Annotated in this window: 6 protein-coding genes; 2 read left to right on the top strand and 4 right to left on the bottom strand. The window is 74.1% G+C overall.

Features of this window, described 5'->3' with window-relative positions; genetic code table 11:
* Window positions 1–101 precede the first annotated feature (101 nt).
* Window positions 102–1,502, top strand: a complete 1,401-nt coding sequence (locus BV453_RS10095; protein ID WP_249521511.1) for a zinc-dependent metalloprotease — start codon at window positions 102–104, stop codon at window positions 1,500–1,502.
* Window positions 1,503–2,323: 821 nt separating this feature from the next.
* On the opposite strand, the gene BV453_RS10090 is transcribed toward BV453_RS10095, so the two are convergent.
* Both BV453_RS10090 and nudC read right to left on the bottom strand, forming a co-directional pair.
* The gene (locus tag BV453_RS10090; protein ID WP_062633693.1) at window positions 2,324–4,045 is read right to left on the bottom strand and encodes an ATP-dependent helicase; all 1,722 of its coding nucleotides are present in this window, start codon (window positions 4,043–4,045) and stop codon (window positions 2,324–2,326) included.
* The gene (gene nudC, locus BV453_RS10085) at window positions 4,042–4,923 is read right to left on the bottom strand and encodes an NAD(+) diphosphatase (RefSeq protein ID WP_249521510.1); all 882 of its coding nucleotides are present in this window, start codon (window positions 4,921–4,923) and stop codon (window positions 4,042–4,044) included. Before nudC ends, BV453_RS10090 begins: the two co-directional genes overlap by 4 nt.
* Before the next feature lie 64 nt (window positions 4,924–4,987).
* Between nudC and BV453_RS10080 the strand changes: the two genes are divergently transcribed.
* Complete coding sequence (locus tag BV453_RS10080; RefSeq protein ID WP_249521509.1) at window positions 4,988–6,334, top strand: hypothetical protein; 1,347 nt, start codon at window positions 4,988–4,990, stop codon at window positions 6,332–6,334.
* On the opposite strand, the gene BV453_RS10075 is transcribed toward BV453_RS10080, so the two are convergent.
* Together BV453_RS10075 and BV453_RS10070 are read right to left on the bottom strand one after the other, a co-directional pair.
* The gene (locus BV453_RS10075; protein ID WP_249521508.1) at window positions 6,280–9,762 is read right to left on the bottom strand and encodes an ATP-dependent DNA helicase; all 3,483 of its coding nucleotides are present in this window, start codon (window positions 9,760–9,762) and stop codon (window positions 6,280–6,282) included. The two genes, BV453_RS10080 and BV453_RS10075, sit on opposite strands and share 55 nt — an antisense overlap.
* Window positions 9,759–12,968: an ATP-dependent DNA helicase gene (locus BV453_RS10070; protein WP_249521507.1), complete on the bottom strand. Its 3,210-nt coding sequence runs from the start codon at window positions 12,966–12,968 to the stop codon at window positions 9,759–9,761. Before BV453_RS10070 ends, BV453_RS10075 begins: the two co-directional genes overlap by 4 nt.
* Between the last annotated feature and the right edge of the window lie 100 nt (window positions 12,969–13,068).

Here is a 13,068-nt window from a genome sequence, read left to right as displayed (position 1 = left end):
CGCGAGCGGCGTACAGCGATCTGCCCGCTTCGGGGTCGCGCACTGAAACCTGTGACTAGCGTAGATGCCACGGCTTCAGACGTGCTGAGAGGGCGAGCGACATGGCAGACAACGAACCGAACCCGGAGGACTTCCAGGAGTTCCTGCGACGGATGCTCTCGAACCAGGGCGGCGGCGACATCGACCCCGAGGCGCTCCGCGGCGCCTTCCAGGGGATGGACGGCTTCACGTTCGACCCGGCGATGATGCAGACGATCATGGCGCAGCTCCAAGGTGCCTTCGGCGGCGATCCGTGGGAGAACTCGCTCCGGCAGGCCCTGCACATCGCCAACCGCGAGGGCCAGGGCATCGCCGACGGCTCACGATCCTCCCTCGCCGACTCCTTCGCTCTGGCGAACCTGTGGCTGGGCGAGGTGACCACCATCTCCGAACTCGCCGCTCCCCCGGTGGCGATGACCCGCGGCGAGTGGGTCGAGAAGACGCTGCCGGTGTGGAAGGAGATCGCCGGCCCCGTCTCGACGAGCATCGCCGACGCCCTGACGGCCGCGCTCGACACCCAGGTCCCCGAGGAGATGCGCGGTGTCGTGCAGGGTGCGGGACGCCTGATGCGGGGCCTGGGCGGCTCCGTCTTCGCCGCCCAGTTCGGGCAGGTGCTCGGCAACCTCTCGCTCGAGGTCGTCTCCGGCGGCGACGTGGGCATCCCCGTGCTGCCGGCGGGCACGGCCGCCGTGATCCCGCAGAACCTGACGGCTTTCGGTGAGGGACTCGAGATCCCCGAGGACCAGATCGCGCTCTACATCGCCACCCGCGAGCTCGCCTACGCCCGCCTGTACCGTCACGCCAAGTGGCTGCATCTGCACGTGATGGCGCAGATCACCGATTTCGCCCGCGGCGTGACGGTGGACGTCGACGCCCTGGAGGACGTGGCGAGCCGCCTCGATCCCTCGAACCCCGAGGAGCTGCGCGCGGCGATCGAGGGCGGCGCCCTCCTGCCCACGCAGACCGAGGCGCAGCGCGAGGCCCTCGCCCGCCTGGAGAACCTCATCGCGACCATCGACGGCTGGGTCGACGTGGTCACGGCGGAGGCCACCACCCGGCTGCCCGACGGCGGCAGGATCGCCGAGGCGGCCCGCCGCCGTCGCGCGGTCGGCGGCCCAGCGGAGGACGCCCTCGGCGCGCTCGTCGGGCTCAAGCTCCGCCCGCGGCGCATCCGCGAGGCGTCCGCCATGTGGCGCGCGGTCACGGATGCCGTCGGCGTCGCCGCGCGGGATTCCCTGTGGGACTACCCCGACCTCATGCCCACCGCCGAGGACATCGACGACCCGACGGCGCTGATCGCACGTCTGCAGGCCGCCGAGCGCGGGGAGCAGCCCGAGGCGGACGAGTTCGACGAGGCGCTCGCGCGCCTGCTGGACGGCGACGACTTCTCCGGGGAGACGCCGGCCGAGGGCAGCGGCGAGGAAGGCGACGACGACGCTCCGGAGGGCGAGCGCCCGGTCTGAGCCCGGGTCATCGAGGGCGGCTGGGCACTCTCCCTCCCCGACCGGGCAGAGCCCGCCGATTTCTCCACCGATCCCTCGAACCGGTCTGCGGCGTCGCGCGGCTCCGCAGAATCGAGGGGTGCCACTCACCCCGACGACCCTGACCCGTCTCGATCCCGCGTTCCCGCTGCTCTGGCGCGATGGGACGACCCTCCAGATCGGCGACGACCCTGGCATCCGGGTCCCGGCCTCCGCGCCGTGGGTCGAACGGCTCCTCAGCCGCATGCGCCGAGGATTCCGGCGCAGCGCGTTCGACGTCATCGCGCACCGCGCGGGTGCACCGTGGTCCGAGGCGCGCCGGCTGCTGGCCGTCGTCGAACCCGCGCTGCAGGACGAGCCCTCTCCGCCGCGCGCCGCCCGCGTCTCCGCGCTCGGCCTCACCGACACGCGCGCGGAGGGGCGGCTGTGCGAGACGCTCGAGGACGAGGGCGTGCCGCTCGCGACGGCCGAGGAGCGGGGGTCGACGGCGGTCGCCGTCGTCCTCGTCCCCGGCGCGGCGGCCGCCGTGCAGTTCGCCCCGATGCTGCGCGCCGACCACCCGCACCTGCCCGTCGCGGTCGAGCCCGCGCGCATCACCGTGGGGCCGCTCGTGATCCCCGGGGTCACGCCGTGTCTGAGCTGCCGGGACGCCGAGGACACCGCTCGCGATCCGGCCTGGCCGCTCCTGCACGGTCAGCTCGTCCGCCGCGACCCCGGACGCCTCACGCTCGCCAGGGTGGCCGCCGCCGGAGCCGTCGCCGCGCATCTGCTGCGCGCGGCCGACCCGGCGCGCATCGCCAGGGTCAGCGCGGACGGCGGGATCGCGTGGCGTTCGGTGCGGTTTCGCGCAGAATGCCTGTGCCGCGCGCCGTCGTGCCCATCTCCGCCAGGAACCGCGACGGCGCCCGCTCGCCGCGCCCCGCCGTCCGTGCCCACGACAGCTCCAGCGTGCGCGCAGCCCGCGTGACCCCGACGTAGGCCAGACGCCGTTCCTCATCGACGGCCTCGAACGTCGTGGCGTAGGAGATGGGCAGAGACCCCTCCGCCCATCCGGCCAGGTACACGTGCGGCCACTCCAGGCCCTTCGCGGCATGCAGCGTCGACAGCGTCACCGTCCGCATCGTCGGCTCGTGCTGATCCTTCGCGCGGGCCATGAGCTCGTCGCTGAAGGACCGCAGAGTCGTCTCCGGCCCCGCCTCCTCCGCGAGACGGAGGATGGCACGCCGCGCCTCCCACCCGTCGCGCTGGGCTCCCCCGGCCGCCGGAGGCTCCTCGGTGAGTCCCAGCTCGCGCAGCACCCGTCGCACCCCGGGCAGGAATCCGTGCTCGGTCGGCGCCACCGCCGCCGCACGGAGCGCGAGGATCGCCTGGCGCACCTCCGGCATGGCGAAGAACCGCGTGCCGCCGAGCACCGAGGTGGCGATGCCCTCGGCGGCGAGCGCCTGCTGGAGCACCGCGGACTGCGCATGGGCGCGATACAGCACGGCGATCTCCGCCGGGGACGCGCCCCCGGCGATCCGTGCCGCGACGCCGGCGGCGATGCCCGCGGCCTCCTCGGCCTCCGTGTCGTACGCGGTGACCGTCGGCGGCTCCGCCGTGAACTGCTCCCGGGCCGGGACCAGCTCCAGCGCGCCGGGCCTGCCGTGCATCAAGGCGTTCGCCGCCGTCAGGATGGGGGCCTGGGACCGGTAGTTCGTCTCGAGACGGATGACGGTCGCGTCGGGGTGCCGCCGCTCGAACTCGAGCAGGAAGCGCTGCTCCGCCCCGGCGAACGAGTAGATCGTCTGGCTGGCGTCGCCGACCACGCAGATGTCGTGCCGATCGCCCAGCCAGAGCTCCAGGAGCCGGTTCTGGAGCGGCGACACGTCCTGGAACTCGTCGACGGTGAAGTGCCGGTACTGCTCGTGGACGGCGGCCGCGACCCGGGGCTCGGTCTCCAGCATCCCCGCGCAGGCGAGCAGCACGTCCTCGAAGTCGAGTTGATGACGCTCGTCCTTGAGCGCCTCATAGCCGCGCATCAGCTCCACGAGCTGCGTGGGGTCGATCCCGCTGATCGGGCGACCGAGCTCGGCGTACCGGTCGATCGAGATCATCGAGACCTTCCGCCACTCGATCTCCGCGGCGATGTCGCGCAGGGTCGCCGTACTCGGACGCAGGCGGATGGCATCGGCGGCCTGGCCCAGCAGGCGCACCTTGTTGTCGATGATCGACGGCGCGGGCGCACCGGCCAGGGTGGGCCAGAAGAAGTTGAGCTGTGCGAGGGCCGCCGCGTGGAAGGTGCGGGCGGCGACGCCCTCGACCCCGAGCGCACGGAGGCGGCCGCGGAGCTCGCCGGCGGCCTTCGCGGTGAACGTGACCGCCATCACGCGCGACGGCGAGTAGGCACCCGTGTCCACCCCGTGCGCGATGCGATGCGTGATGACCCTGGTCTTGCCCGTCCCGGCCCCCGCGAGCACCGCCACCGGGCCCCGCAGGACCGAGGCCGCCGCTCGCTGCCGCTCGTCGAGGGCATCGAGTGCGCTCACGGGCGCTCCTCGAACCAGTTGACGATGAGGGCCCGCGCGATCGAGGCCGGCCCCGGGAGTCCGACCGGACCGTTCCCCGCGAGCGCGGAGCCGATCTCCGTCCGCGTGAACCACCGGACGTCGATGATCTCCTCGCCGTCCGGGCGCGCCGCCGCGTCGTCCTCGACGACCGCCCGGAAGCCGACCATGAGCGACCGCGGGAACGGCCACGGCTGCGACGAGACGTAGCGGAGGGCCGACAGCCGCACGCCGGACTCCTCCTCGATCTCCCGGTGCACGGTGGCTTCGAGGGACTCGCCCGCCTCGGTGAAACCCGCGAAGCAGGAGTACATGCGTCCGCCCCAGTTGGCGTTGGCGCCGAGCAGCAGCCGCTCGCCGTCCGCGCTCTCGACGGCGACGATCACGGCGGGATCGGTCCGCGGGAAGTGCTCGCGCCCGCACACCAGGCACCGTCGAGACCAGCCCGCGTTGCGCAGCTCCGTCCCTCCGCCGCAGGTGGGGCAGAACGGGGCGTCGCGGAGCCAGCCGGCCAGGGCGACGGCGGCGACCAGGACCTCGGACTCCCCCGCGTCCAGGCGCCCGCCGAGGTCGCGGAGTCCGAGCCAGATCTCGTCGGGCGCGGTGTCGAGGGCATCGGTCTCCGGCGGCAGCGCGGCGAGCAGGAGCGCCGCGCCGTCGGCATCCCGGCCGAGCAGCGCCCATGTCCCGTCCGCGACCTCGTCCGGCGAGACGCGCAGCAGCGCGGAGGCCGCCACGCGCACACGTCCCTCCCGGACGACGACGACGCGCGAGCCCGTGTCGTCGCGCAGACGGTCGAGCACGCCCTCCTCCTCGCGGAGTTCGGCGGCGCGGTCGAAGAACGGGCGCGGAATGCTCATCGACTCCCCCTTTCACGGGCGTGGCGGAGGCGGGACCGCCCCTGAGCCGACCTACCCTGGGGGCATGGGACGCTCTCCATTCACTCTAGCCGCGGCGGTGACGGCCGCACTTCCCGGCGCGGAGGTCACGGGCACCCGGGCGCTCACCGCGGACGGCGACGGGCGCTTCGACTCCGCCGTCGCCTCGCTCGCCGACGGCCGGGAACTCGCGATCCGCGTGGCTGACGATGATGACGCGGCGCGGGAGCTGGCGGCGGAGGCCCTGGCGCTGCGCGCCCTCACCGACGGTGCGCGTGCCATGCTGCCGTTCCGCGCCCCCAGCTACATCGGCGAGACCAGGGTGGGCGAAGGGCGTGCGCTCGTGACCGAGCTGCTCCCCGGCTTCCAGATCGAGGCGTCGATGGTGCCCGCCGGACGCGGCGCGGCGGAATCCATGGGAGCCGCGATCGCCGCCGTGCACGGGCTGCCGACGTCGGTCGTCCGCGGCGCCGGGCTCGTGATGCGCAGCGCCGAGGAGAGCCGCGCCGAGCTGGAGCGCCTCGTCGACACCGCGGCCGCCACCGGACGTGTCCCTGCCCGCCTCACCGTGCGGTGGCGGGACGCCGTCGCCGACGACGACCTCTGGCGCTTCGAGTCGACCGTCGTGCTCGGCGGCGCGCAGGCGACGTCCTTCCTCTTCGACGACCACCCCGAGCGCGGCCCCGAGGTCACCGGCGTGATCGGCTGGCACGGTCTCGCGGTCGGCGATCCGGCACTCGATCTCTCCTGGCTGTCCGCGGCTCCCGACGCGGCGGCCGACGTGCACGGCGCCTACGCCCGTGCCATGGACCGCACTCCCGATGCCGGGCTCGAGGTCCGCGCGCGTCTGCTCGCCGAGCTGGAGTTCGCGCGCTGGCTCGTCCACGGCGACGCGCTGCGGCGCGAGGACATCGTGGAGGACGCTGCGGCGCTGCTCGAGGCTCTCGCCGACGGCCTCCGCCATGACGACCTCGGCGTGCCCGGCGACCGACGCTCGGACGTGGACTCCGCCATGGACGCGCTCGACCGCGTGCCGGTGGCGGCCGCCCCCGAGGTGGACACCTCGATGCAGACCGACGCCTACAACCCCGAAGAACTCTGGGCGGCGGAGGCGGACGACGCCGACCGCGACGCCCCGGCGGCGGCGTCGACGGACGCGGAGAAGCCCGCGGAGGCACCGTCGCAGCCGGACGCGGAACGCCGCGCCGCGGTGGCGAGCATCGAGACCGAAGACCTCTCCGGCGTCGCCCAGGCGTTCGCCGAGACGCGCGGGAGCGGACGAGCTGAGCACTCCGCCCCCTCGTCCTCCCCCGCAGCCGACGACGACTCCGAGGAGGCTCAGCGCGCGGCGCGGGCAGCGCTCCAGCGCTGGAAGAGCTCCTCCTCCGAGTAGACGCGATCCCCGCGGATGACGAGGTCGTCGGCCACGTAGTACAGCGCCACGTCGATCTCCTCCAGCGGGACACCGAACCGCCGGTGGTACGCGAGCCGATAGAGGGCGAGCTGCAGCATGCGCTCCTCGCGCTCCTGCGGCGTCCGCGGCGCGCGCCCGGTCTTCCAGTCCACGATCTCGATCCGTCCGCCGCGGTCGGCGCGTCGATACACCGCATCCAGCTTGCAGATCACGATGTGCGCGTCCGCGGCGCCGGCACCCGTCCCCGGAAGGCCGGCGCCCAGCGCGAAGTCGATCTCGATCTCCACGGCGAGGGGCTGCAGCGGCCCCCACTCGCTCCGCTCGAAGGTCTCCTGCAGCGCCGCGAGGTCGGCGGCATCCGCCGCTGCCCCTGACCCCGGAGCGCCCGGTACGCTGTCGCCCTCGGGCTCGTCCTCGTCGATCTCCCACAGCGCCTCATCGACCCGGGTCCCGACGCCGACGAGCTCGGAGCGCTGCTCCACCCACGCGTGGAACAGGGTCCCCAGACGGGTCTGGCGGTACGGACGCTCCGGCATCGGACGCACGAGCGAGGACAGGGTGCCGGTGTAATCCGTGACGTAGTCCTTGAACCGGGAGGCGGGCACGCGGGTGGGAGCCTCCGCGTCCGTTCCGCGCTGGCGGGCAGCCCGCTCGTCGAGGAGCCGGCGCAGCTCCTCCGTCGGAACGGCGGCGTCGTCGTGCAGGGCCTCCTCGACGAGCGCGGCCGCGGCGGTCACTACGGCGCGCCTCCCGCCGAGGGGATCGAGCGGCCAGTGGAGCGTGGCGCCGGGACCGTCGTACGGGTTCTCGTCGGGATCGACCGGCGGGATCTCGTCGAGGCCGAGGACGTCGATGGCCTCGAGGAGGTACGGGCTCGGTGTGCGCGGCGCCTTCTGGCCCGCCCAGTGGGCTCCGCTGAGCAGCAGATCGCTCTTGGCGCGGGTGATCGCCACATAGGCGAGGCGACGCTCCTCCTGGCGCTGATACTCCCGGTAGGCGTCCTTGAAGCGCCTGAGCGCGCCACCGTGCGGATTCGCCTTCGTCACACCGCCCGACAGCGACGCCTGGGCGCGCTTCTGCCGCGTGCCGGGGTCGGTCTCCCCCGCCATCGCCTCCTCCGGATCCCAGACGAAGCGCGGGAGCGCATCCCGGTCTCCGCGCAGCGCGAAGGGAACGACGCCGAAGCCGAACCAGCCGGAGGTGTCGGACACGCGTCCCGGCAGCTCGTCGACCACGAGGCGCACGACGGCGACCGCGTCCCACTCCAAGCCCTTCGACCCGTGGATCGTGAGGAGCTGCACGACGCCGGGCTCCGGCGGCTCCGGGCGCGGCATCAGCTCGTCGGTGCTCTCGGCCTTGTCGAGCCAGGCCAGCAGACTGCCGATCGTGCCGCGCTCGTCGGCGGCGAGGAACGCGCGCACCTCGTCGGCGAACGCCCGCAGCTGGGTCGCTGCGACGCGCGCGGGACCTCGGGTCTCGTTGGCGGCGAGCTCGATGTCCAGCCGCAGCTCCAGCTCGATGAGCCGGATGAGCTCCGGGATGGGCTGGGACGACGCGCGACGCAGACGCTCCAGCATCTCCCCTGCCGCGCGGATCCGGGCGCGTCCCTCCGGCGTGATCCCCTCGAGCAGGCGGTAGTCGTCCCGGACCGCGCGCACGATGTCGACCGCGTCCACGATGGAGACGGCCTCGTCGGCACCGCGGGAGGAGCGGAGCCGCACCCTGACCTCCTCGGGCAGGGGCATGAGGGCGGTGTCGCGCTCCGCGAGTGCGCGCCCCAGCTCGTAGAGCGCCGCCATGTCCGCCACCCCGACGCCGAAGCGCGGGCCGGTGAGGAGCCGGATCAGCGCCGAGCCCGCCGTCGGATCGTGCACCACCCGCAGGGTCGATACGACGTCGACGACCTCGGGCGTGGCGAGCAGGCCGCCCAGGCCGAGGATGCGGTGCGGGATGCCCCGCGCGGCGAGCGCGCCGGCGAAGGTCTGCATGTGGCGCTTGGACCGGAACAGGATGGCGCCGGTGTGCGGGGAGGCCGAGGTCGCGTCGTGGGCGGCGCGGCGTTCGGCGAACCAGGCCGCGACCTCGGCGGCCTCGTCGTCGACGGTGAAGGGGTAGCGCACGGCGACCGTGCCCTCCCCCGCGCCCGGCCGCGGCTCCAGCGGCGGGACATCGAGCCCGGGGCGCTGCAGAGGTTCAAGCACCCGGTTGGCGACGTCGAGGATCCTCCGGTCGTTGCGCCAGCTCGTCATGAGGCTGTAGGTGCGCACGCCGCCTGCACTCGAGAACGACCGGGGGAACGCATACAGGTTGTCGGCGCTGGCCCCGCGCCAGCCGTAGATCGACTGGTGCGGATCGCCGACGGCCATGACGGCCGTATCGCGGAACAGCTCCGCGAGGAAGCGCGTCTGGATCACGGAGGTGTCCTGATACTCGTCGAGCAGCACCACGCGGTGCTGCTCGCGCAGCTCGGCGCGGACGTCCGGCGCGGACTCGACGATGTCGTACGCGCCGGAGACCTGGTCGGCGAAGTCGAGCACGCCGCGGCGATCCTTCTCGGCGATGTAGTCCCGCACGAGGCGGGTCAGGGTCGAGAGGGTACGCAGGTTGACCGCCGCCTTCTCGACGTCGGCGTGGGAGCGGTAGGGCTCGAACGCCGCGGCCTGCGCCGCGGCGAGGCGCTCCGCCTCCGCGAGGTCGACGCGGTGGTCGAGGGCCTCGCCGGCGAGCCGCTGCACGGCGTCGATGACCGTCCCCAGGGCGTAGTCGACCTCCTCCAGTTCCGGCAGGTCGCTGCGGAGCACGACCTCCCGCGCCAGCATCCAGGAGGCCGCTTGGCTCAGCATCGCCACATCCGGATCCCGGCCGATGCGGGCGGCGTGCTCGCGGACGATGCCGTCCGCGAAGGCGTTGTAGGTCGACACGCGCGGGCGGATGAGGAGGTCGTCGGCGGTGCGGACCGCCGGCTCTCCGCCCGTGCCGTGCTGCCGGGCGAGGTCGTCGAGGACCTGCGCGCGGACGAGCTCCCGCTGGCGCCCCGGCGCGGCGTCCGCCACCCGGCGCAGCGCTCCTCCGGCGACGATCTCCGGGAGGTGCGGGAGCAGACCCCGCCGCCCGTACTCGTCGACGACGGCGAGGCGGGCGCCGATGCGCTCCGCCAGCTCCCCCGCCGCCTTGCGCGTGAACGTGAGTCCGAGGACCTCGTCCCGGCGGACGAGCCCGTTCGCGACGAGCCAGACGACCCGGGCCGACATGGTCTCCGTCTTGCCGCTGCCGGCTCCGGCGACGACGAGGGCGGGCTCGAGCGGGGCCTCGATCACCTGCTGCTGGGCGGGCGTCGGGGTCGGGAGTCCGAGCGCGGCGGCGATATCGGTCGCCGAGAGCACGGCGTCCGCGGGTCCTGCGGTCATGCGCTCACCGCCGGGACGGTGTGGATGCGGCACGGATGCACCCGGCGCTGGGTGTCGGCGCAGTGCGCCTCGACCTGAGCCGTGAAGCTCGCCGCCGACATTCCGCGGGCGACCTCCGCGACCCGGCGCAGGAACTGCGATCGGGCCTCGGCGTCCAGAGCATGCTGATGCGCGACGCGGTAGTCGCTCTTGGCCAGCGTCTTCGAGACGATGACGAGCCGCGCGCCCCCGAGCGAGCCCGGCGCGGCGCCGGGCACGAGACCCTCCTGCACCGCGATCTGATACGCCGCGAGCTGGGCGTGCTGGACGACGCCGCCGTCCGACTCCGGATCGGTCTTCCCGGTCTTGAGGTCGACGACCACCGTGGTCCCCTCCGGCCCGCCGGCCATCGTCTGCCAGCCGCGGCCGCGCGCCGGGCCGTGTTCGCCGGTACCGGGCGGGTACGCCTCGACCCGGTCGATGTAGCCGTGCACGATGGCACGGTGCCCGCGGTCCTCTCCCACCGGGTGCACCGTGGGCTCGGCGGTCGCACCGGACACGTCGACGGCGAACCGGAACTCCACCTCGCTGCCGAGGACGCGCCCGCCGTCTCTCCTCACCTCGCCGAGGTAGCTGTGCAGCCGGTCGACGAACAGGTCGGCGCGGCGGCGCTCCTTGCGTCCGATCCACGCCGTCTCGAAGTCGAGTTCCGGCCAGTGCTCCTCGACGATCTCCCGCATGCGCGCGAGATCGCCGTCCGGTACGCGCTCCATCGCCTCGTGGACGATCGTGCCGATACCGGCCGTCGGCGGCATGACCGTATCGCCCCCGAGGGCCGAGACGACCCAGTTGAGACCGCACTCCTCATACGACTCCACGGCCGAGGGCGACACCCGTGCGCCGTTCGCGGCGAGATCGCGGAGCGGTGCCGCGGTCGACGGCGCCGTCACTCCGTACCAGTCGTGCGGATGCGCACCGGGCACCCCCTCCCTGGCCAGGACGGCGAGCTGGGCGGCGGCCTCGCGCCGCGCCTGCTCGGCGGGGGCCGTGGTGAGCACGCGACGGTGCCGCGCGACGAGCCCGCGCAGCGTGAGGGGGTGTTCCGCCGAGGCATGGCGCTCCGGCGGCTCCGGCGGCGGCAGGAATCCGAAGAACGCGCTGGGCGACAGGTCGTCGTCGTCCACGGCGGTGATGAGCAGTCGATGGCGCGCCCGGGAGAGCGCCCGCACGAACAGGCGCAGCTCGTCGTGCAGAGCGGCGCGACGCCGGTCGAGCACGCCGGGCACCTCCGCCGGCAGGCCAGAGCGCGCCGCGATCAGCGCGTCGGCGAGCCGCCAGGTCTGGAGCAGCCCGCCCCGCAGCCGCACGTTGGGCCACACGCCGTCCTGCACCCCGGCGACGACCACGGCGTCGAACTCCGTGCCGAGCGCTGTGGCCGGCGTGAGCAGCGTCACCGTGCCCGGCCGCTCGGGCGACGACAGCGTGTCCTCCGGCACCTCGCTGTCGAGGATGTCGCGCACGAACACCTCGGGACGCTCGTTCGGGGTGCGCTCGACGAAGCGCTTGGCCGCGTCGAAGAGGGCCACGAGGGCGTCGAGCGACCGCGCCGTCTCGGCGCCGGTGGGCAGCAGCGAGATCTCCCGCCACGCGACGTGCAGCCGCCGCCCGTCGACGGCCCTGGCCTGCTCCCAGATGCGCCACAGGAGGTCGTGGATCGTCTCGCCCTCCGCTGCCGCACGGGCGACGCCGGCGACCGTCTCGGCGAAGCGCTCGGCGGTCCGCGACTCGGGCGCATCGATGAGCGTCAGGGTGGCCGGCGCCGACATCGCCGCGCGCAGCAGCTCGCGCGCCGGGGTCGACCCGCCCTGCCCGAGCTCGAGGTGGCGGAGCCGCGCGCGCAGCCGCCGCAGCGCGATCGCATCCATGCCGCCGAACGGTGTGCGCAGCGCCTCCTCCCAGGCCTGCACCGTGCGCTCGTCGTCCGGGGTCAGCGCGAGCCGGACGATGCCGACGATGTCGCGCACGATCCCCTCGCTGCCGAGCGGGCGCTGCACACCGGCGGCCCTCGTCGGGATCTCGCGCGCGGCGAGCTCGGTCTCGAGGGCTGTGACCTGACGGGTGTCATGGGCGATGACCGCCATCCGCTCCCACGGGATCCCGGCGCGGAGATGCCAGTCGCGCATGACCCCGGCGATGCGGTCGAACTCCTCGTAGGGCGACGGGGCGAGGAAGGTCGACACCTCGGCTTCGTCGTCCTCCGCCGCGGGCGCCGGCGCCCGCCGGTGCTCGACCCGTCCTGACGCCCCGATCGCCTGCGTCACCGTGCGCGTCAGCGCGGTCAGCAGGGGGCGCTGCCGGTGCGCGCCGTCGAGCACGTGCACGGTGCCGAGCGCGCCGGTGAGCTGCGCGAACAGCTCGGGACTGGCACCGCGGAAGGCACCGGAGGAGATGTCGGGATCGCCGAACGCCTGCACCGCGACGCCCCGCTCCCGGAGCGCGCGCACCACGCCGATCCCGCCGCGCGTGAGCTCCTGGGCGTCGTCGATGAGCACCACCCGCAGGGGTGCGAGCGGCCCGAGGGTGGCGCCGTCGGCTGTGCGGAGGATCCCCGCCGCCTCGCTGAGGAGGTCGGCGGTGTCACGGTGCGCGGCCCGCAGGGCGTCGAGCACCGCGCGGTACTCCTCCACGAAGTCGGCGGCCGCTGTCCACACCGCGTCGCCCGTGGCGCGCAGCTCCGCCGGGCTCGCCCCCAGCTCCGTGCATTCCGCGAGGAAGGCGCGCAGCTCGGAGCGGAAGCCCTTCGAGGCGCGGACCGGCTCGCTGAGCGCCGGAGGCCAGGAGATGCGGGCGTCCTCGGCATCTCCGGCCAGCAGTTCGGCGATGATGCGATCCTGGTCGGCGCCGGTGAGCAGCGCCGGCGGCTCGGCGCCTTCGCGGACCATCGCCCCGCGGACCAGCTGGAACGCGAACGACCCGAGCGAGCGTGCCAGTGGCCCTGGCGTCGCCTGGCCGATGCGCACGCCGATCCGGTCGCGCAGCGCGGTGGCCGCCTGCCGGCTCGGGGTGAGCGCCAGCACCTCCTCCGGACGCAGCCCCTCGACCTCGAGGAGCTGCACGACCCGGTCGACGAGCGTGCGCGTCTTACCCGTGCCGGGGGCGCCGATCACGACGCCGGACGCGGTCGGCGGCGCCGTGATCACAGCTCGCTGCGCGGCATCCGACATCATCCCTCCACGCTATCGGGAGGCGCGGACATCGGCGTCGAGGGCGGGGCTGCTCGCGGGTTGTGCGCTCAGGGCGAAACGGCTCCCGTCACCGGTCTCCGCC

The sequence above is a fragment of the Microbacterium sp. ER1 genome, assembly GCF_023383675.1.
Classification (GTDB): Bacteria; Actinomycetota; Actinomycetes; order Actinomycetales; family Microbacteriaceae; genus Microbacterium.
Note: the sequence above shows the minus strand (reverse complement) of the source record. Positions and strands in the feature narration are given on the sequence as shown.

Bases quoted from the DNA above. Each gene is read 5' to 3' on its own strand.
- nudC (WP_249521510.1), bottom strand. From the start codon at position 4,923: ATGAGCATTCCGCGCCCGTTCTTCGACCGCGCCGCCGAACTCCGCGAG.
- BV453_RS10095 (WP_249521511.1), top strand. From the start codon at position 102: ATGGCAGACAACGAACCGAACCCGGAGGACTTCCAGGAGTTCCTGCGA.
- BV453_RS10070 (WP_249521507.1), bottom strand. From the start codon at position 12,968: ATGATGTCGGATGCCGCGCAGCGAGCTGTGATCACGGCGCCGCCGACC.
- BV453_RS10080 (WP_249521509.1), top strand. From the start codon at position 4,988: ATGGGACGCTCTCCATTCACTCTAGCCGCGGCGGTGACGGCCGCACTT.
- BV453_RS10075 (WP_249521508.1), bottom strand. From the start codon at position 9,762: ATGACCGCAGGACCCGCGGACGCCGTGCTCTCGGCGACCGATATCGCC.